Source organism: Comamonas sp. UBA7528, assembly GCF_002479375.1.
Taxonomy (GTDB): Bacteria; Pseudomonadota; Gammaproteobacteria; order Burkholderiales; family Burkholderiaceae_C; genus Comamonas.
On record NZ_DLMU01000001.1, the window covers coordinates 242,444 to 261,088 of the forward strand.

At 68.3% G+C, this 18,645-nt stretch carries 18 protein-coding genes; 7 read left to right on the top strand and 11 right to left on the bottom strand.

Annotated features, from left to right (window positions below):
* Positions 1 to 57: 57 nt before the first annotated feature.
* The 3 genes from B3349_RS01105 to B3349_RS01115 all read left to right on the top strand — a co-directional run bounded on the left by B3349_RS01105 (position 58) and on the right by B3349_RS01115 (position 3,463).
* A complete protein-coding gene (locus B3349_RS01105) occupies positions 58 to 1,155 on the top strand; it encodes a YeeE/YedE thiosulfate transporter family protein (RefSeq protein WP_291585661.1) in 1,098 nt (365 codons plus the stop codon).
* 15 nt (positions 1,156 to 1,170) lie between these two features.
* The gene (locus B3349_RS01110; RefSeq protein WP_172591780.1) at positions 1,171 to 1,338 is read left to right on the top strand and encodes a hypothetical protein; all 168 of its coding nucleotides are present in this window, start codon (positions 1,171 to 1,173) and stop codon (positions 1,336 to 1,338) included.
* A gap of 454 nt (positions 1,339 to 1,792) precedes the next feature.
* Positions 1,793 to 3,463, top strand: a complete 1,671-nt coding sequence (locus B3349_RS01115) for a methyl-accepting chemotaxis protein (protein WP_291585662.1) — start codon at positions 1,793 to 1,795, stop codon at positions 3,461 to 3,463.
* Positions 3,464 to 3,781: 318 nt separating this feature from the next.
* Here B3349_RS01115 and B3349_RS01120 read toward each other — a convergent pair whose 3' ends face one another.
* From B3349_RS01120 to B3349_RS01130, 3 genes are all read right to left on the bottom strand, one after another.
* Positions 3,782 to 5,305 (bottom strand): tripartite tricarboxylate transporter permease, encoded by a 1,524-nt coding sequence (locus B3349_RS01120; protein ID WP_291585663.1) that lies wholly within the window; start codon positions 5,303 to 5,305, stop codon positions 3,782 to 3,784.
* Positions 5,305 to 5,874 (bottom strand): tripartite tricarboxylate transporter TctB family protein, encoded by a 570-nt coding sequence (locus B3349_RS01125; protein WP_291585664.1) that lies wholly within the window; start codon positions 5,872 to 5,874, stop codon positions 5,305 to 5,307. The genes B3349_RS01120 and B3349_RS01125 overlap by 1 nt, the downstream gene beginning before the upstream one ends.
* Positions 5,875 to 6,013: 139 nt before the next feature.
* Positions 6,014 to 6,973, bottom strand: coding sequence for a Bug family tripartite tricarboxylate transporter substrate binding protein (locus B3349_RS01130; protein ID WP_291585665.1), 960 nt, complete (start codon positions 6,971 to 6,973; stop codon positions 6,014 to 6,016).
* Between the two features lie 170 nt (positions 6,974 to 7,143).
* Here B3349_RS01130 and B3349_RS01135 point away from each other — a divergent pair, with 170 nt between their 5' ends.
* From B3349_RS01135 to B3349_RS01150, 4 genes are all read left to right on the top strand, one after another.
* A complete protein-coding gene (locus B3349_RS01135; RefSeq protein ID WP_291585666.1) occupies positions 7,144 to 7,845 on the top strand; it encodes a response regulator transcription factor in 702 nt (233 codons plus the stop codon).
* Positions 7,846 to 7,849: 4 nt separating this feature from the next.
* The gene (locus B3349_RS01140) at positions 7,850 to 9,304 is read left to right on the top strand and encodes a sensor histidine kinase (RefSeq protein WP_291585667.1); all 1,455 of its coding nucleotides are present in this window, start codon (positions 7,850 to 7,852) and stop codon (positions 9,302 to 9,304) included.
* A gap of 46 nt (positions 9,305 to 9,350) precedes the next feature.
* Positions 9,351 to 9,791 carry an Hsp15 family ribosome-associated heat shock protein gene (gene hslR / locus B3349_RS01145; protein WP_291585668.1) on the top strand — a complete coding sequence of 147 codons (441 nt, stop codon included), beginning with the start codon at positions 9,351 to 9,353 and terminating at the stop codon, positions 9,789 to 9,791.
* A 177-nt stretch (positions 9,792 to 9,968) separates the two neighbouring features.
* A complete protein-coding gene (locus B3349_RS01150; RefSeq protein WP_291585669.1) occupies positions 9,969 to 10,760 on the top strand; it encodes a DNA/RNA non-specific endonuclease in 792 nt (263 codons plus the stop codon).
* An 88-nt stretch (positions 10,761 to 10,848) separates the two neighbouring features.
* Here B3349_RS01150 and cobT read toward each other — a convergent pair whose 3' ends face one another.
* The 8 genes from cobT to B3349_RS01190 all read right to left on the bottom strand — a co-directional run bounded on the left by cobT (position 10,849) and on the right by B3349_RS01190 (position 18,608).
* Positions 10,849 to 11,928, bottom strand: a complete 1,080-nt coding sequence (cobT, locus tag B3349_RS01155) for a nicotinate-nucleotide--dimethylbenzimidazole phosphoribosyltransferase (protein ID WP_291585670.1) — start codon at positions 11,926 to 11,928, stop codon at positions 10,849 to 10,851.
* A gap of 207 nt (positions 11,929 to 12,135) precedes the next feature.
* Positions 12,136 to 12,582 (bottom strand): hypothetical protein, encoded by a 447-nt coding sequence (locus B3349_RS01160; protein WP_291585671.1) that lies wholly within the window; start codon positions 12,580 to 12,582, stop codon positions 12,136 to 12,138.
* A 123-nt stretch (positions 12,583 to 12,705) separates the two neighbouring features.
* On the bottom strand, positions 12,706 to 14,196 hold the full coding sequence (locus B3349_RS01165) for a cobyric acid synthase (protein ID WP_291585672.1): 1,491 nt from the start codon (positions 14,194 to 14,196) through the stop codon (positions 12,706 to 12,708).
* 3 nt (positions 14,197 to 14,199) lie between these two features.
* Positions 14,200 to 15,204, bottom strand: a complete 1,005-nt coding sequence (locus B3349_RS01170; protein WP_291585673.1) for an aminotransferase class I/II-fold pyridoxal phosphate-dependent enzyme — start codon at positions 15,202 to 15,204, stop codon at positions 14,200 to 14,202.
* Entirely contained in the window at positions 15,197 to 16,279 is a 1,083-nt protein-coding gene (gene cbiB, locus B3349_RS01175; RefSeq protein ID WP_291585674.1) for an adenosylcobinamide-phosphate synthase CbiB, read from the bottom strand. Before cbiB ends, B3349_RS01170 begins: the two co-directional genes overlap by 8 nt.
* Positions 16,280 to 16,342: 63 nt before the next feature.
* Positions 16,343 to 17,131, bottom strand: coding sequence for a 5,6-dimethylbenzimidazole synthase (gene bluB, locus B3349_RS01180; protein ID WP_291585675.1), 789 nt, complete (start codon positions 17,129 to 17,131; stop codon positions 16,343 to 16,345).
* 108 nt (positions 17,132 to 17,239) lie between these two features.
* The gene (cobO, locus tag B3349_RS01185) at positions 17,240 to 17,809 is read right to left on the bottom strand and encodes a cob(I)yrinic acid a,c-diamide adenosyltransferase (RefSeq protein WP_291585676.1); all 570 of its coding nucleotides are present in this window, start codon (positions 17,807 to 17,809) and stop codon (positions 17,240 to 17,242) included.
* A gap of 121 nt (positions 17,810 to 17,930) precedes the next feature.
* Positions 17,931 to 18,608, bottom strand: a complete 678-nt coding sequence (locus B3349_RS01190) for an energy-coupling factor ABC transporter permease (RefSeq protein WP_291585677.1) — start codon at positions 18,606 to 18,608, stop codon at positions 17,931 to 17,933.
* Positions 18,609 to 18,645 lie beyond the last annotated feature (37 nt).

Genomic DNA, 18,645 nt, shown 5'->3' on the forward strand with positions numbered 1-18,645 from the left:
TGTTGAAGCCATGCGTGGCTTCACCCCCTGCACCGCCGACTCCCAGAACCACACTCTATGAAACGACTCCCCCTGGCCGTTCTGATGGCCCTTTTCCTTGGCTGGCTGCTGTGGACCGTGTCCCTGCGCCAGGCCGCGCTGTTTGCCGTGGGCATTGGCCTGGGCGCCGTGCTGGCCGGCAAGCGCTTCGGTTTCACCACCGGCTGGCGCATGCTGATCGAAGACAAGGACCCTTCCGGGGTCTTCGGCCAGTTGTTGCTGCTGGCCCTGGCCGCCGCCATGGCCATGCCGCTGCTGGGCCATTTTCCGGAACTGACCGCCGCCCTGGGCCCGCCCAGCATCAGCCTGCTGGTGGGCGCTTTCGTGTTCGGCCTGTGCATGCAGATTGCCGATGGCTGCGGCAGCGGCACCTTGTACAAGGCCGGCATGGGCATTCCCATGAACACGGCCATCCTGCCGCTGTTTGCCATTGGCAGCTTTCTGGGCAGCCTGCACCTGGGCTGGTGGCTGGACCTGGGCCGCGCAGCGCCCGTGGGCCTGGTCACGGTCTGGGGCTGGGATGCAGCCCTGGCCGCCACGCTGGCCGGTCTGGCGCTGGTGGCAGCCGGTGTGAGCCTGTACTGCAAGCGCAGCAACCTGCAGGCGGGCATCGCGCCCAAGCCGCTGTTTGTGCGCAAGTGGGTGGTGGGCGCCGTGCTGCTGGCCATGCTGGCCACGGCCAACCTGCTGATTGCCGGCCAGCCCTGGGGCGTGGTCTACGGCTTCGGCCTGTGGGCGGCCAAGGTGGCCAACGCCACGGGCGCGGTGGACCTGTCGCACAACTGGTTCTGGAGCCAGCCCGGCAATGCCGCGCGCCTGCAGGAGACGGTGCTGCTGGATGTGACCAGCATCACCAACATCGGCATTCTGGCCGGCGCGCTGTGGGTCAGCGCGGGCAAGCCCGCATCCGCCAAGCCGCTGACCGGCACGCAGTGGGCCGTGGCCCTGGTCGCCGGGCTGGTGCTGGGTTACAGCTCGCGCCTGGCGTTTGGCTGCAATGTGGGCGCCATGTTCTCCGGCATTTCCACCGGCTCGATCCACGGCTGGATCTGGGTGCCGCTGGCGTTTGCCGGCACCATCTTCGGGCTGCGCATCCGCCGCCGCTTCGGCTTCTAAGCAAGGGACCGCTCCATGACGCAAAAAACCATTCTGCGCACCGCTTTCTGGGTGGTGCTGCTGGGCTTCATCGCCTGGGACTACCAGCATTCCAAGCCCGTGGACCTGCGCTTCGAAGCGCCCCTGATCGCCGCCGGCTCCGGCCAGGCCGTGCAAGGCGGCCACTGCTCCATGCCGGACTGACAGATGCGCCCCCGCTGGGGCGTGCCGGCACACACCGCCCCCTCGGCTGCGAGACGGGCGGGTTTTTTTATGCCGGAGCGGACCCTTGTCCTCTGCGCGCAGAGGAAGACGAAAGCGCAGAGCAGCGTATGGATTCGCACCGATCAGCACCCAACAGCGCCGATTCGCACCAACTTCGCTTCAATACTGACAACATCCTGACAAACACATAGCGCCCGCAAACTACAAAAACAGGAGCATCAATCGACAGCCCTATGCGGAATTCAAAGCCACCCCATATGAATTCGCTATCACGGAGTGTTTTTCAGGGGACAGATCAAATGTTTCATTTCGTGAATTGACTGACAGAATTTGCCGGATCTATTGACGAACGGACTGGACAGACTTGCCAGCCAGCACCCGCCGCCACGCACCGGCCAGCCGTTCCCGCCCTCTCCCCCCTCAGGAATTTCGTATGAAACAAGTCAGCATCCGCGCCCGCCTGTGGCGTCTGGTGATCTCGCTTCTGGTTCTGGTTGCGACCTCTGCCCTGGCGTTGATGTGGCAGTTGCAGGTGGCCAACCAGCGCCTGTCCACCATCTACAACGACCGCGTCCTGCCCATGCAACAGCTCAAGGTGGCGGCGGACAGCTATTCGGTCAAATTGATCGAAGTGGCCACCAAGGTCTATGTACAGCAGATCCTGCCCGAGCATGGCCAGCAGATGCTGGCCGAGCAGCGCCAGCGCATGGACGGCATGTGGGCTGCCTACCTGGCCACGGACTTGCTGGACAGCGAGAAAGAGCTGATCCAGCGCATCGAGGGCCTGAAGGAAGCCGCCCAGCCCCGCCTCAAGGAACTGGACTCCATTCTGACCAACTACGACATGGAGCGCATGAGCGCCTTCATCGAATACCGGCTGTTTCCCACCGTCACCCCGCTGGCCAAGGCGTTTGACGAGCTGATCGACATCCAGACCACCGAAGCCCAGTCCGCCTACGAACACGCCAACACCGACTACCAGCGTCTGCTGGCCGTCAGCGCCGCCGTGCTGCTGGCCGCTATTGCACTGGCCCTGTGGACCGGCCGCCGCCTGATCCGAGCCATCATCGAGCCGCTGAACCAGGCGGTGCAGGTGGCAGAAACCGTGGCCCGGGGCGATCTGACGGCCCACATCAGCCACCAGGGCCATGACGAAGTGGGCCGCCTGCTGTCCGCGCTGCGCACCATGAACAGCAACCTCTCCGAAGTGGTGGGCCGCATCCGTGCAGGCAGCGAGTCGATTGCCACCGGTGCCTCGCAGATCACCATGGGCAACAACGATCTGTCGCAACGCACCGAGACCCAAGCCAGCAACCTGCAGCAGACGGCAGCGTCCATGGAAGAGCTCACCGCCACCGTGCGCCACAACACCGATGCCGCCGCCCAGGCGTCCACCCTCGCGGTGCGCGCCGCCGACACAGCGCGCCAGGGCGGCGATGCCATGCAGCAGGTCACCCGCACCATGCAGAGCATCTCGGCCAGTTCCAGCAAGATTGCCGACATCATCGGCGTGATCGACGGCATCGCCTTCCAGACCAACATCCTGGCGCTGAACGCGGCGGTGGAAGCGGCCCGCGCCGGTGAACAGGGCCGTGGCTTTGCCGTGGTGGCCGGCGAAGTGCGCTCCCTGGCCGGCCGCAGCGCCGAAGCCGCCAAGGAGATCAAGGCCCTGATCCAGCAAAGCGTGGACCAGGTCGGCAGCGGGGCCCGTCTGGTGGACAGCGCCGGCGGTACCATCCAGGACATCGTGGAGCAGGTGCAGCAGGTCTCGGCGCTGATCAACGAAATCAACAGCGCCAGCCAGGAGCAGGCGCGTGGCATCAGCCAGGTCAGCGACGCCGTGAACCAACTGGACCAGGTGACGCAGCAGAACGCCGCACTGGTGGAAGAAAGCGCGGCCGCCGCCTCCAGCCTGAACCAGCAAGCCCGCCAGCTGACCGATGTGGTGGCCACGTTCACGCTGGACCAGAGCCATAGCGCCACGCCGGCCGTGGAGCTGCCGGGCTCGGCCCTGCAGGCCCCGGCACTGGCTCCTGCAGCCCTGGCCCCCGCCACCCCCCGCGCCTTGCCGCGCCAGGAAAAAACGGCCACGGCCGAAGCCTGAGCCGTGTAGCGGCCCGCGCCGGCAACTGTCGGTGCAAGTAAAAAAAGGGAGCGCTATGCGCTCCCTTTTTTTTGGGCCGTATGCAACAGATGATGCGGTGGTGGCGAGGGCACCCGACTTCAGCCCTGCAGTCCGCACTCCCTGCACAGGCACCCATGATCGGGCCCCTTGCCATTGCGTGCGCTGTGCCACGGCACGATCAGGTCCAAGGCAGGGACCTCCACCTGGAAGCCTTGTGCGGTGGCCCATGCCCCAGCCTGTCCCGGCATGAAAAAAGGGAGCGCCATGCGCTCCCTTTTTGTGGACTGCCGAGCCCCCCTAGACCGTGGGGGTGGAGGCATGGTGGGCCATGCGCCGTTCGGCCCAGTGCTTGAGCGCACGCGGCAGGATCAGCACCGCCAGCACGATGACGATCAGTGTCAGCGACATGGGACGCTGCAGGAAGATGCTGAAGCTGCCTTCGCCAATGGCCACGGCGTTGCGCATCTGTGCTTCTGCCAGCGGGCCCAGGATCATGCCCACCACCACCGGTGCAGTGGGGAAGTCGAAGCGGCGCATCAGCACACCCAGCATGCCGATGCCGTACAGCAGGAACAGGTCGAACGTGCTCTGGCGCATGCCATAGGCACCCACGGTGGCGAAGATCAGAATGCCGGCGTACAGCTGCGGACGCGGCACGCGCAGCAGCTTGACCCACATCCCCACCATGGGCAGGTTCAGCACCAGCAGCATGATGTTGCCGATGTACAGCGAGGCAATCAGTGCCCACACCAGCGCGGCCGAGCTGGAGAACAACTGCGGACCGGGGTTGATGCCGTAGTTCTGGAACGCCCCCAGCAGCACCGCCGTGGTATTGCTGGTGGGGATGCCCAAGGTCAGCAGCGGGATCAGCGCGGCGGTCACCGTGGCGTTGTTGGCGGCTTCGGGGCCGGCCACGCCTTCGATGGCGCCTTCCTTGCCGAACTCGTCCTTGTTCGCCCCCTTGGCCAGCTTCTTTTCCATCGCATAGCTCAGGAACGTGGGGATCTCGGTGCCACCGGCCGGCACACAGCCGAAGGGCGTGCCGATGATGGTGCCGCGGATCCAGGCGGGCCAGGAACGCTTCCAGTCGCGTGCCGACATGTGCACCCGCGTCAGCTTGTTCTGCGAGTCCTCCACCTTGCCTTCATAGAGGGCGGCGTACAGCACTTCGGCCACGGCAAACAGGCCCACGGCCACCAGCACGATGTCGATGCCGTCCAGCAGCTCCATGCGGCCGGCCGTGTAGCGTGCGGCGCCCGAAATCTGGTCCATGCCCACGCAGCCCAGCGCCAGCCCCAGGAACAGGGCGGTCATGCCGCGCAGACTGCTCTGGCCCAGCACGGCGCTCACGGTGGTGAAAGCCAGCACCATCAGCATGAAGTACTCGGGCGGGCCCAGCTTGACGGCAAAGTCCGCCACGGCCGGCGCGAACAGGGTCACCACCACGGTGGCGATGGTGCCGGCCACAAAGGAGCCGATGGCCGCCGTGGCCAGCGCCGCGCCGGCGCGGCCGCTCTTGGCCATCTTGTTGCCTTCCATGGCCGTAACCATGCTAGCCGTCTCGCCCGGCGTGTTCAGCAAAATGGAGGTGGTGGAGCCACCGTACATGGCGCCGTAGTAGATACCGGAGAAGAAGATCATCGACGCCGTGATCTCCACCTTGCCAGTGATGGGCAGCAGCATGGCCACCGCCACCGCCGGGCCGATACCGGGCAGCACGCCCACGGCCGTGCCCAGTGCACAGCCCAACAGGGCCCACAGCAGATTGATGGGAGTGACGGCGGTGGCAAAGCCCCCCATCAGCGCATTGAAAAGTTCCATCACAGCCACCCTGTTTCCGTCAGTCCTGGCAGGTTGATCGCCAGGAATTGCGTGAAGGCCCAGTACACCGGCGCGGCAATCGCCAGGCCCACCAGCAGGTCTTTGAGCAGACCCCGGCCCGACAGGGTGTGGGTCTGTTTGGCCGCGCGGCGCAGGCCCTGCACGGCCAGCACATAGCACAGCGTGCAGCTGAGGATGAAACCCAGGTGCTCAATCAGGCCGGCATTCAGCAGCATGCCGGCCGAGACCCAGACAAAGGCGCCGAGGTCGGCCTTGGCCTGTCCGCCCGGATCGGCCGCATGGCGGTAGCCGCCGGTCCTGGCTTCCCAGATCAGCCACAGGCCGCAGATGGCCAGCACCACGGCGCAGACCCAGGGGATGAAGCCCGGACCGACACCGCCATAGCCGGCATCACCGGGTACATGGCTGGCGCCCCAGCCCATGCCAATGGCCAGCAGCACCACAGCGCCGCCGACCCGCGCCTGCCAGGCCGCGGAAGGGATGGCGCCGCCTTCGCTCGGCGGTTCAGCGGACGGGATAGCTCCGTCCGCAGGATTGGTTTGGTTCATGAGAGATTCCCTCCTTCCACAGGAGTGCGCCATGGCGGCCCGCAACGGGCTGGCGCGCCAGGCAGGCCTGCGCGGGACACGCTGCGTGTCACCGCGGTCGGCCAAAGGTCCGGCAGGGCCTGCCGGACGGTTTCACCGGTCAGACCATGCCGGAGCGGGTCATGGTGTCGCGCAGGCTGGCGAATTCCTTGTCCACAAAGGTGGCAAAAGCGTCGCCCGCCAGCCAGGCCGGGGTCCAGCCGTTCTTTTCCATGGACTCGGCCCAGCTCTTGCTCTTCAGGGCCTTGTCCAGCTTGGCGATCAGCTCGTCACGCTGTGCCTTGCTGATGCCGGGCGCACCGTAGATGCCGCGCCAGTTGCCGATGGACACGTCGATGCCCTGCTCCTTGAGCGTGGGCACGTCGATGCCCTTGAGGCGCTCATCGGAGGTAACGCCCACCGGCTTCATCTTGCCGGTGGTGATGTATTCGGCAAATTCGCTGTAGCCGCTGCCGCCGATGGTCACATTGCCGCCCAGGATGGCGGAAATCGCCTCGCCGCCCCCACGGAAGGCCACGTAGTTGATCTTGGCCGGGTCCACGCCCACGGCACGTGCAATCATGGCCGCCGCAATGTGTTCGGTGGAGCCGCGCGAACCGCCGCCCCACTTGATGGAGCCGGGATCTTTCTTGAGCTGCGCCACCACCTCGGCCATGCTCTTGTAGGGCGAGTTGGCCGGCAGCACGAACACGTTGTATTCGCTGGTCAGGCGTGCCAGCGGCGTGGCCTGGGACAGGTTCACCGGCGGCTTGCCGGTGATGATGCCGCCCAGCATCACCGCGCCCATCACCATCAGCGCGTTGGGATCGCCCTTGCTGCCATTGACGAACTGGGCCAGACCGATGGCACCGGCCGCACCGCCCTTGTTGTCGTAGGTGACGGTAGAGGCCACGCCGGCATCGATCAGGGCCTTGCCCACGGCACGGCCGGTGGTATCCCAGCCGCCGCCGGGGTTCGCCGGCAGCATCATCTTCATGGCGGTGGCGGCCTGGGCCGACAGTGGCAGGGCGCCCGCGGCGGCCAGTGCCATCATGGACTTGAGGAAGGTGTCGCGTCGCATGTCTGTGTCTCCTTTGTGGGTATGAATCGCCCCGCTGAACGCATGCACGCAGGGGGCGCTGCATTGCATCATGCGCCGCCAGCCTGTCAAACCGCTGTCCGCCCGTCTCAGTGAAAACCCCAGCACCACCACCCTGCCAGCCCGCCTGCGCGGTGCTATGTTCCTGCGCCATGCACATTCTCCTGGTCGAAGACGATCCCGCCATGCACACCACCTTGCAGCGCGCCCTGGCGCGGCGCGGCATGCAGGTGCACTGGGTGGGCGACGGCCTTCAGGCCCTGGCGCAGTGGACGGCCCAGCCGCCCGACGCCGTGGTGCTGGACCTGAGCCTGCCCGGCATGGATGGCCTGGATGTGCTGGCCCAGGCACGCCGCCAGGGCCTGCGCACCCCCGTGCTGGTGCTCACCGCCCGGGGCACTGTGGGCGACCGGGTGCTGGGGCTGAACGCCGGAGCCGACGACTACCTGGCCAAGCCCTTCGATCTGGACGAACTGGAAGCCCGCCTGCGCGCGCTGCTGCGCCGCAGCGCCTCGGCCACGGCCACGGCCGATGCCGGTGACAGCCAGGTGGTGCAACTGGGTCTGATGCGCTATGAGCGGGACAGCGGGGCCATCTACCACCTGGGCGAGCCACTGGAGTTCACCCGGCGCGAGCGTGCGCTGATGCACGCGCTGCTGGCCCGCCCCGGCCAGGCCGTGGCCAAGGAGCGGCTGTATGGCCTGGTGTTTCCCGGCGCCACAGAGGTGCAGTACGAGGCCATCGAGGTGGTGGTCTACCGCCTGCGCAAGAAGCTGGCCGGCACCGGCGTGGACCTGGTCACGCTGCGCGGCCTGGGCTATCTGCTGAAAGTGGCGGCTGCGCCTGCAGCCTGATCCCATGCCCCGCTCCGCTTCCTCCGCCGCCCGCACCAGCACCGCCTGGTCGCTGCGCCGCCAGTTGCTGGTGGGCATTCTGGTGCCGGTGCTGGCCTGCATCGGTTTCAACACCTACAGCCTGTACCTGGAATCGCTGCAGACCCTGCACACCGCCTACGACCGCACGCTGCTGGCCTCGGCCAAGAGCATCAGCGAACAACTGGACGTGCATGGCTACGACCAGCAGGCCCAGCTGCGCGCCACCGTGCCCTATTCGGCGCTGGAGATTTTCGAGGCCGACAACCAGAGCCGCATGTACTACCGCGTCTCCAGCCTGGACGGCGCCCTGGTCTCGGGCTTTCCCGATCTGCCCATGTGGCGGGGCCGCATCCCGGCGCGCCCGCCCTACAGCGCGCTGGTGGATTTCTACGATGCCTCCTTTCGCGGCGAACCGGTGCGCGTGGCCGTGCTGCTGCAGCCCGTGGCCAGCGCCACCGGGCGCAGCATGGCGGTGATCCAGGTGGCCGAAACCCTGCAGCTGCGCCAGACACTGGCGCTGCACCTGCTGCGCGACACGCTGTGGCGCCAGGCCCTGCTGGTGGCGCTGGTGGTGTTGACCGTGCTGGTGGTGGTGCAGCGCGTCACCCGGCCGGTGCGCCGCATCAGCGATGCCATCGACCAGCGCCCGCAGGGCGATCTCAGCCCCTTGCAGCCGTCCGCCGTGCCGCGCGAGCTGCAGCCGCTGCTGAACGCCACCAACCAGGTCATGGACCGGCTGCGCCCGCTGCTGGCCCACCAGAAGCGCTTTGTGCGCGATGCGTCCCACCAGCTGCGCACACCGCTGGCCGTGCTCAAGACCCAGGTGCAGTCCGCACGGCGCGGCGACATGCCGCCCGAGCAGGCGCTGGCCGAAATCGAAGCCACGGTGGACCGCGCCACCCGCCTGGCCAACCAGATGCTGGCCCTGGCCAAGGTGGAGCAGCTGCGCCAGCAGGCCGAAGTGCCCCACCCCCAGCCCTGGGAGCAGATCGTGCGCGATGTCGCCCTGGATCTGGCCCCGCTGGTGGCCGACAAGGGCCTGGACTTCGAGCTGCAGGCCGACCAGCCGGTGCAGGTCGCCGCCCCGGAGTGGATGCTGCGCGAGCTCACCCGCAACCTGCTGCACAACGCCATCCGCCACGCGCCGCCGGGCACGCCGCTGCAGGTGCGGCTCACCCACAGCGCCAGCGATGCGCTGCTGTGCATTGCCGACAGCGGCCCCGGCATCAGCCCCGAGCTGGAGCGCCGGCTGTTCCAGCCCTTTGCCGCGGGCGACCGGCACAGCGGCTCCGGCCTGGGCCTGGCCATCTGCCGCGAAATCGTCCAAGCGCTGCACGGTGAGCTGCGCCTGGTCAACCGCCTGCACCCCACATCGGGGGAGGTGGTCGGACTGGATGCCATGGCGCAGCTGCCGCTGCACCCGCCGGCCGGGCGCTGATGCACTGCAGCACCAACGCAGCCTTCACCCAGGCAAAATAACGGCTATGAGCGAACTGCTTTCGATGCGATTGGACAAATGGCTGTGGTGTGCACGGTTTTACAAGACCCGCAGCCTGGCCGTGGAAGAAATCGGCAAGGGCCGCGTCAGCCTGAACGGCGCCCATGCCAAGCCGGCACGCGAAGTGCGGGTGGGCGACACCATTGCCCTGCGCCAGGGCCAGGTGCCGCGCACCGTGGTGGTAAGGGGCCTGAGCGGCATGCGCGGCCCGGCCCCCGTCGCCCAGCAGCTGTATGAAGAAACCGCCGACAGCCTGGTCCTGCGCCAGCAACTGGCCGAACAGCGCCGCCTGGCCCCGGAGCCGGCCGACGCCATTGCCGGGCGGCACGACGGCCGCCCCACCAAGCGCGACCGCCGCAGCATCGACCAGGTGCGCAGCAACTGGGGCGAGCGCTGGAGTGCCTCCGTGGACGATCTGAAGCGCTGATGCGCTGACCTGCCCCACTCCGGGCAGGGCCAGATCTGCTCAGCTTTGCATAGCTGTCTGAACCGGACCGGCAGGCCCTGGCGGCAATTCCTGTGCCCCGGAAGGAGAAAGCGATTGGTGTTCCAATCAGCGCTCTCTCTTCGCTTGTGACAAGGGGCCTGGTGCCCCAGGTATTTCGTGAAATTCGCTTTTCCGTGGGCGCGCCGGGTGCGCGCCATTGCCGCCGCCGCCCTGCTGGCCGCCGCCCTCCCCGCTTCCCTGCTGCAGGCCAAGACGCCGCTGCTGCCCGCCACGGCGGCAGCCATCAGCGGGGACTTTGCCGAATGCCCCAGCTTCTTTGCCAACGGCACGCCGCCGGCCGTGCAGCCTCTGCCGCGCCTGCGCGCCCTGTGCTATGACGCATTCGCGGTGCTGCACAACGGCAGCACCAAGACCCCGATGTTCGTGGCCCAGCGCCTGAACCGCGCGCTGGTGGAAGACGCTGACGAAAAGCGCAGCAACCGCTTCTATGCCGATGCCCGCCTGCCCCGCGCCGAACGCGCCGAGCTGGAGGATTACAAGCGCTCCGGCTATTCCCGCGGCCACATGGCGCCGGCCGGCGACATGCCCACCCCCCAGGCCATGGCGCAGAGCTTTTCGCTGGCCAATATGGTGCCCCAGTCCATCGAGCAGAACGGCGGCCCCTGGGCACGCATCGAGCAGGACACGCGCCGCTATGCCCGTCGCGCCCAGGGCGATGTGTTCATCATCACCGGCCCGGTCTACCAGGGTGAAGAACACTCCGTGGGCGCCAACCATGTGCGCGTGCCGTCCCACCTGTTCAAACTGGTCTACGACGCCCAGACCCACCGCGCCTGGGCCCACTGGCAGGCCAATGCCGACCACGCCACGGTGACCCGCCCCATCAGCTACCAGGAACTGGTGCGCCGCACCGGCATTGAATTCCTGCCCGGCATTCAGGTACGCTGACACCCCCCCCCCCTTCTCCGCCCCGGGCTGACCGGAGACGGGAAGACAAGGCGCAGCGCCACAGGGCGCCTTGCGCGGCAGGCGCCGGTCAGGCGCTTTTGACCGACACCCCGGCCGTGCTGAAACTGGCCATCTCGCGCAGCACGGCACAGGCGGCCACCAGCAGTGGCCAGGCCGTGGCCGCCCCCGAGCCTTCGCCCAGGCGCATATGCCAGTCCAGCAGGGGCTCTGCCCCCAGCTCCAGCAGCATCAGCGTGTGGCCGCGCTCGCCCGAGCGATGGGCATACACGCAGCGCTCCAGCACTGCAGGGCACAGCCGGCTGGCCACCAGCACGGCGGCCGAGGTGATGAAACCGTCCACCAGAATCACGCGGCGTTCGGCCGCGGCCTGCAGCAGCGCACCGACCATGGTGGCCACTTCCAGCCCGCCCATGGCGGCCAGCACAGCCAGCGGCTCGGTCACCCCGGCATGCAGGTCCAGTACGGCGCGCAGCACTTCCACCTTGCGGCGCACGCCTTCGGCATCCAGGCCAGTGCCCATGCCGCTGACGCTGGCCACATCGATGTTGGCCAGCCGCGCCAGCAGCAACGATGCGCAGGAGGTGTTGCCGATGCCCATCTCGCCCAGCAGCAGCGCGTTGCCCGGAAGCTTTTTGACCAGCGCCATGCCGTTCTGGATCGCCAGGCGGCATTCGGCATCGGTCATCGCGGGGCCGACCGAGCTGTCCTGCGTGCCATAGGCCACCTTGCGGCGCCACAGGCGCGGCTCGCCGGGCTTGGGCAGCTTGTCTTCCGGGTCCTGCTCGCGGCGGGCAATGTCGCGCGCCACGCCGCAATCCACGATGTTCAGGTGGATGCCGTTGGTGCGCGAGAGCACGCTCACCGCCGCGCCCCCGGCCAGAAAGTTCTCCACCATCTGCCAGGTGACATCGGTGGGATAGGCCGACACGCCCCGCGCAGCCAGACCATGGTCGGCCGCGAAAATCACCATCTGCGGGTGCTGCAGCACCGGCTGGTCCTGGCCCAGGATGGTCGCCACACGCAGCGCCAGGCGCTCCAGCACGCCCAGCGAGCCCACGGGCTTGGTCTTGTGGTCCAGCAACTGCTGCACATGCTGGGTGAAGGTGTCGTCCTGGATGGACGGGATGGCGGGCAGAAAGTCGTACATGGCGAAGCGGTTCCTACGCGGGGCACGGGCTGCGTGCCACGCTCACAAAAGAAGCGTCCAAGTATCCTCCTGCGCCCGCACCGGCGGCTTTGCCATGGCACAAGACCATAAAAAATCTCTTCCGCGCGGGCGGAAGAGATTGGGGGCTACATGCAGGCCACAAGCAGGCTGCAGGCGCGGGGGCCAGTCCGGGCGGCTGGCCGTGGCTTACTGCGGTACCGGGACCTGCTGGGTGTATTCGGTGATGGTGCCGCCATCCTGCACCGAGCCGCTGACCTGGCCGCTGCGCACACGGCCCACACAGGCCTGGCGGTCCAGATCGGTCTTGAACACTTCGCAGCGTGCCAGGGCATTGCGCTGCAACTGGTCTTCCGGTGTCCGGGTGTCCAGCTTGCCGCGGCGGGCTTCTTCGCGTGCCGCGCCCGCTTCGCGGGTGGCCGGATCGCGGTCCCCGGGGTGCTGCGCCTTGTCACCGCGGTGGTGCGGACGGTGGTGCTTGCCCATGGGAGGTTTGTCGGGGGCCTTTTTCATCGCCGCCGGCGGTGGTGGCGGGGCATCGGCCGGTGCCGCGGTTTGTGCGCCGGCCCAGCCAGCCATGCTCAGCGCCAGCGCGCTCAGGCCCAGTTGGACGGGACGAATCCAGGTGCGTGTCATCAGCAACTCCTTTCCAGGGTGGGAACACAAGAATCGAAGCTTGCTGGTGTTTTCCCGGACGGCTTATCGGCCCAGCCCGTCAACGCATGCAGGCCACCGCCTACAGTGCGGCAGCGCCGCAGTTCATTCCACCGTCTGGAACCAGCGCCCCACCCCTTCGGCCATGCGCGCAAACACGGTTTCCAGCGACGGTGCGGCCGTGCCCCACAATGCCTGCAGCACGGCCTGGTTCTCGAACAGGCCATGCCAGTAGCAGCCCAGAACGACGCCGTCCGGGCTGTGCCACAGCAGGCCGGGAACGGCTTCCACTACCGTCTGTCCGGCCGCCTGCATGGCGGTGTGCGGTGCGGTCCGGCCATGGTGGATTTCATAGACCGATGCCGCCATGCCTTCCAGGGCCTGCCAGGGTGCGGGCAGGGCCGGCAGCCGCACCTCGGTGCGCTGCACCGTCTTCTCCTGCGCGAACAGCGTGGTCACCGGCAACAGGCCCAGGCCGGCCGCATTGCCGTCCACCCCGTGCAGGTCGATCAGGGCCTCGCCCAGCATCTGCAGGCCGCCGCAGATACCCAGCACCCGCTTGCCCGCAGCGGCGTGCGCCACCACGGCGGCATCCAGCCCCTGGCTGCGCATCCAGGCCAGGTCTGCCGCCGTGGCCTTGCTGCCGGGCAGAATGACCCAATCAGCCCCGGCCAGCTGCGCCGGTGTGCGTGCCCAGACCACGCGCACGCCCGGCACCTGCAGCAAGGGCTGGAACTCGTCCAGGTTGCTGATACGCGGATAGGCGACGATGGCAATGGTGGTGTGGACGGCCTGGCCGGCGCCCGCGCTGCCGCGGTCGTCGAACACGCCATCCTCTTCCGGCAGACCGTGCTGGAACTGCATGGGAATGCAGGCCACGGTGGGCACGCCCGTCCTGTCCTGCAGCATCTGCGGGGCCGGGGCCAGCAAGGCGGCATCGCCACGGAATTTGTTGAGCACAAAGCCTTGGATCAGGGCCTGCTCGTCTTCCGGCAACAGCGCCCAGGTGCCGTAGAGGTGGGCAAACGCCCCGCCCCGGTCGATGTCCGACACCAGCAGACAGTGCGCGCCGCAGTGCCGGGCCACGCGCATGTTCACCACATCGCTGCTGTGCAGATTGATCTCGGCGGGCGAGCCCGCGCCCTCGATCACCACCACATCGTTTTCGGCGCGCAGCGCATCCAGCGCCTGCGCAATCTGCGGCCAGACCCGCAGGCTGCGGCCCCGCCAGGGCAGCTGGGACAGGGCCTCGTCCACCTGCCCCAGCAGCACCACCTGGCTGCGGGTGTCGGCCTCGGGCTTGAGCAGCAGCGGGTTCATGCGCACATCGGGCACCACGCCGGCCGCCAGGGCCTGCAGGTACTGCGCCGTGCCGATTTCGCCCCACTTGCCGTCGGGCGTGGCCACCACGCGCGCGTTGTTGCTCATGTTCTGCGCCTTGAATGGGGCCACCCGGTAGCCCTGTGCGCCGTACCAGGCGCACAGGGCCGTGGCCACCCAGCTCTTGCCAGCGCCGCTGCTGGTGCCCAGCACCATCACGCACAGCGCCGGGCGCTGGCCGGGCACGGGGCGCGGAAGTTGAATCGAGGCTGTCATGTTCTAGTTCTCCAGAAGGTTCCAGGCCTGCGCCAACGCGGCCTGTGATGCCGGCGGCAGCACGCCCAGGCGCACATGGCCGGGCAGCCCGAAGCTGGCACAGTCGCGCAGCTTCACGCCGTGGGTCCGCAAGGCCGCCAGGCTGTGCCCCAGCTCCTGCGGCGGCAGCGGCAGGCGCGCGACCAGGTAATTGGCCTGGTGGCCAGTGACCACCTGCCAGCCGAGCTGTTCGCACAGCACCAGCTGCTGCGCTTTCCAGGCACGCAGCGTCTCCAGGCTCTGCGCCAGCCATTGCTGCACCGGCGGGGACACCCAGGCCTGCAGCATGGCCACACCGTGCGCGCCCACGACCCACGACGGGGCCAGCAGGCGCAGGGCTTCCAGCTCCTGCGCCGCCGCATGCAGTGGCGCTATCGCATAGGCCGCGCGCACGCCGGTCATGCCCAGCGCCTTGTTCGGCGTCCACAGCTGCCAGACGGTGTCCAGATCGCGCTGCGGCGCTGTGCCTTCCAGCCACAGCGGGCGGTAGGCACAGTCCAGCATGCGCCATGTGGGGCCACTGGCCGGCGGCGCCGCCCAGTCGGGCCAGACCGCGTCCGGCGCCCCCAGCGGGCTGGAGGGCTCGCAGGCCCAGTGCAGGCCCTGCGGCCCGGGGACGGAGCGGGACTGCGCCGCCAGCCCCCAGACCTGCGCGGCCTGGAGGTAGTCGCCGTAGTGGTGCGCAGGCAATGTGGCGCGGCGCGCTCCGCTGCGCACGGCGTGCTGGGTGAAGCGGTGGATCAGCTCGCTGCTGCTGCCGCCCACCAGCACGCGCGCCACCGCCACGCCATGGAAGGCTGCCAGCTGCGCGCGCAGATCGGTGTAGAGCGGATCGGGGTACTGCGCCACATGCGCGGACTGCAGTGCCGCCACCGCTGCAGGACACGGCCCGCAGGCGTTGCGGTTGGTGGAAAAATCATGGGCGGGCACGCCCAGCGCATCGGTACCGCCGTGGGAAAAACTAGCCATGGAGGGCAGCCCCCCACAGCCAGAGGCCCAGGCCGGCCAGCGCTGCCAGCGCGGCCCCGACTTGCAGGGTCACCACCCGGGAGGCCAGACCCACGGCACGCTGCACATCATCGGCCTGCGGCGCCCTGCCCGCCGGGTTGAGCTGGTAGACCCCCGGCTTGGACAGGTGCACCCCCAGCGCCTGCGCCATGCACCCCATGGGCCAGCCGCCGTTGGGCGACGGCGTCACCGCCGCATCGCGGCGCAGGCCGGACCAGGACACGCCACCGGCCAGCAGCGCCAGCCAGGCGGCAGTGATGCGTGCCGGAATCCAGTTCAGCACATCGTCCGCGCGCGCCGCCCATTTGCCCGCCCATTGCCAGTGGCGGCGCTGGGCGCCCGTGCCGCGCCAGCCGGGGTAGCCCCACATGGCATCGGCCGTGTTGGCAAAGCGGTAGATGGCCGCCCCGGGCAGCCCCCCCACGAGAAACCAGAACAGCGGCGCGATCACCGAATCGTTCAGGTTTTCTGCCAGCGTCTCGATGGTGCTTTCGCGCACGGTGGCCGCATCGAGTTGCGCGGTATCGCGGCTCACCAGCCAGGTCAGGCGTTCGCGCCCTGCCGGCAGGGACTGCTGCAGGGCGGCTTCCACCGCCAGCACCTCATCCTTGAGCATGCGCCAGGACAGCAGCGGCTTGAGCAGCACGCCGGTCAGCGCGCCCGCCAGCCACCAGGGCTGGGGCGGCAGCAACAGCTGCAGCACGGCATAGATCAGGCCTACCAGGGCGGCCTGCGCACACCAGGCCAGCATGCCGGCGGCAAAACGCATCCAGTCCCGGGACACCGGCGCGCGGGGCGCGATCCACCGGCCGGTGGCGCCCAGCAGGCGGCCCATCCAGACCACCGGGTGCAGCCACACGGGCGGCTCGCCCCACAGCCGGTCCAGCGCCAGCGCCACCAGCACGGCCAGGGCCGCGCCCATCAGGTCCTGGGCCCACAGCTGGGGCGCACCGCCGCTGGTGGTGCACAGCTTCCACAGCCAGGCCAGCGGGCTCACGGCCGTGGCCAGCAGCTCGATCAACGGTATCGCAGTCATTCAGTCACAGATCACCTGCCCCCGCCAGCCAGGGCCGGGGCACAAAAAAACAGGCACACCGGCTCAGGGCTGGGCGCCGTCCGGCGCGGCCTTGGGGGAGCCCCCCGATGGGGCGGCACCCGATGGGGCGGCACCCGACGGTGCAGGCGCTGGCGGTGTGGCCGCCACCGGCGGCGGACGCGAGGCATCCCACAGGTCGTCCATCAGCATGTCTTCCAGCGGCGCGCGGCAGGCCCATTTTTCCTGTTGCAGCATGGGCTCGGCGTAATAGGCATCCACTGGTCCCAGGCACAGCACGCCCAGCGGGTGGGCGCCTTCGGGCATCTGCAGCAGCTGGGCCAGTTCCTGGGGGTCGAAGATCGACACCCAGCCCAGACCCAGGCCTTCGGCCCGCGCAGCCAGCCACATGTTCTGGATGGCGCAGGCGGTGCTGGCGATGTCCATCTCCGGCAAGGTGCGGCGGCCGAAGATGTGCGCCTCGCGGCCCGGCGGCATGGCCACGACCAGCACCTCGGCCGCATCCAGCACCCCCTGCACCTTCAGCTTCATGAAGTCTTCTTCGCGCACGCCCAGGGCCTGGGCGGTGCGCAAGCGCTCCTGCTCCACCAGCGCATGGATGCCCTGGCGCAGCGCCGGGCTGCGCACGCGCAGAAAGCGCCACGGCTGCATGAAACCCACGCTGGGCGCATGGTGCGCTGCACGCAGCAGGCGCAGCAGCACGTCTTCGGCCACCGTGCCGCCGGCAAAGTGGCGCATGTCCCGGCGCTCATAGATGGCGCGGTAGACGGCGGCACGCTCGGCCTCGGTGAACGGCGTGGCCGCAATGGTCGGGGTGGTGGGTGCTTCAGACATAGGGGGATTGTGGGCCTTTGGCGCAGGGACTTCCAGCGGCAGCGGCGCATGACCCGGGCAGCGCCCAAAATGCTGCACTATGGCCGGATGCTGCGCCGCTGGCAGCGTTCAGTCCTCGATGCCGCGCTGCGCCGGAACGCCCGCCTGGAAGGCGTGCTTGATCAGCTTCATCTCGGTCACGGTGTCGGCGAGGTCGATGATTTCCTGGGGGCAGCGGCGGCCGGTCAGGCAGACATGCACGTCCTTGGGGCGGTTGCGCAGGGTCCCCAGCACATCTTCCAGCGGCAGCCAGCCGTAGATCAGCGGGTAGGTGATTTCGTCCAGCACCACGAGGAAGTACTCGCCCGAGAGGATGTCGGCCTTGGCCTTTTCCCAGCCATCGCGCGCCAGCTGGCCCGATTGCTCCAGGTCCTTGCTCTTCCAGCTGAAGCCGTCCCCCAGGCCCACCACGGGCAGGTCCACCCGTTCGGCCAGGCGGTGTTCGCCAAAGCGGGCGGTCGGCACCTTCATGAACTGGTAGACCTTGACGGCCTTGCCCCGTCCGGTGGCGCGGAAAGCCAGGCCGAAGGCGGCCGTGCTTTTGCCCTTGCCGTCACCGGTGTTGACGATGACCAGGCCGCGGCGTTCGCCCTCGGGCTTTTCGTAAGGCTTTTCGGAAGGAGGGGTTTCGATTTGCATAAGGCGAGAGTGGACCTTCAAGGTCCGGGAGATTCCAAAAAAGGGGGCCACCACGGTGGCCCATGCGCAAACAACCGGCACCAGCGGCCCGGCTCGGTTAGGCCAGGTCAGGTCCGATCGATCAGGCGGCCTGGTACATGCGGCGCTCCACCAGGGCGCTGCCCTGCAGGCGCTGCCACGCCTTGGCGATGGCCAGCACGCCCAGATCGATCAGGGGCTCCAGCAGCACCACCGTCATATAGGCTGCGCCAAAGCGGCCAATGTCCGCCAGATTGGCGGCACCAGCGCCCTGGCCATAAATGGCCCAGAAGCCCACCCACAGCACGATGCCGCCCTGGTAGGCCACCGACAGCTTGAAGGTCTGCGCGTAGCCCAGGTCCACATAAGCCATGTCGGCGGGGATCACCCGGCGCGCCAGGGCGGCCGTGGCGAACAGCGGCACCAGCAAGGTGGTCACGTTCATGCCGTACTGCGGCAGATCCTGGGGAGCAAAGAACAGGCTTTGCACCAGCAGGCCGGCGGCCAGCCCGATCGCCGCCGGTGCGGAGCCGAAGATCAGCAGCAAGGTGGTGCCCAGGATCAGGTGCACCTCCGACACGCCCACGGGGTGGTGCGGGAACACCTCGAAGAAGGCGAACACCAGCGCAGCGGCCACGGCCGAGCGCAGCAGCAGGGCCAACGGGCCGTTGTGCCGCAACATGTCCCATGCCAGTTTGGCGGTGTAGGCCAGCGCGGCCGTGGCCGTAGCATAGCTCAGCAGTATCTTGCTTCCATCCACCAGTCCCGGTTCGATATGCATGGCAGGTCTCCTTCCAAAGGGCATTGCGGGCAATGCA

Coding starts and splice junctions, on each gene's coding strand:
- B3349_RS01105 (WP_291585661.1), top strand. CDS start 58: ATGAAACGACTCCCCCTGGCCGTTCTGATGGCCCTTTTCCTTGGCTGG.
- B3349_RS01110 (WP_172591780.1), top strand. CDS start 1,171: ATGACGCAAAAAACCATTCTGCGCACCGCTTTCTGGGTGGTGCTGCTG.
- B3349_RS01115 (WP_291585662.1), top strand. CDS start 1,793: ATGAAACAAGTCAGCATCCGCGCCCGCCTGTGGCGTCTGGTGATCTCG.
- B3349_RS01120 (WP_291585663.1), bottom strand. CDS start 5,305: ATGGAACTTTTCAATGCGCTGATGGGGGGCTTTGCCACCGCCGTCACT.
- B3349_RS01125 (WP_291585664.1), bottom strand. CDS start 5,874: ATGAACCAAACCAATCCTGCGGACGGAGCTATCCCGTCCGCTGAACCG.
- B3349_RS01130 (WP_291585665.1), bottom strand. CDS start 6,973: ATGCGACGCGACACCTTCCTCAAGTCCATGATGGCACTGGCCGCCGCG.
- B3349_RS01135 (WP_291585666.1), top strand. CDS start 7,144: ATGCACATTCTCCTGGTCGAAGACGATCCCGCCATGCACACCACCTTG.
- B3349_RS01140 (WP_291585667.1), top strand. CDS start 7,850: ATGCCCCGCTCCGCTTCCTCCGCCGCCCGCACCAGCACCGCCTGGTCG.
- hslR (WP_291585668.1), top strand. CDS start 9,351: ATGAGCGAACTGCTTTCGATGCGATTGGACAAATGGCTGTGGTGTGCA.
- cobT (WP_291585670.1), bottom strand. CDS start 11,928: ATGTACGACTTTCTGCCCGCCATCCCGTCCATCCAGGACGACACCTTC.
- B3349_RS01160 (WP_291585671.1), bottom strand. CDS start 12,582: ATGACACGCACCTGGATTCGTCCCGTCCAACTGGGCCTGAGCGCGCTG.
- B3349_RS01165 (WP_291585672.1), bottom strand. CDS start 14,196: ATGACAGCCTCGATTCAACTTCCGCGCCCCGTGCCCGGCCAGCGCCCG.
- B3349_RS01170 (WP_291585673.1), bottom strand. CDS start 15,204: ATGGCTAGTTTTTCCCACGGCGGTACCGATGCGCTGGGCGTGCCCGCC.
- cbiB (WP_291585674.1), bottom strand. CDS start 16,279: ATGACTGCGATACCGTTGATCGAGCTGCTGGCCACGGCCGTGAGCCCG.
- bluB (WP_291585675.1), bottom strand. CDS start 17,131: ATGTCTGAAGCACCCACCACCCCGACCATTGCGGCCACGCCGTTCACC.
- cobO (WP_291585676.1), bottom strand. CDS start 17,809: ATGCAAATCGAAACCCCTCCTTCCGAAAAGCCTTACGAAAAGCCCGAG.
- B3349_RS01190 (WP_291585677.1), bottom strand. CDS start 18,608: ATGCATATCGAACCGGGACTGGTGGATGGAAGCAAGATACTGCTGAGC.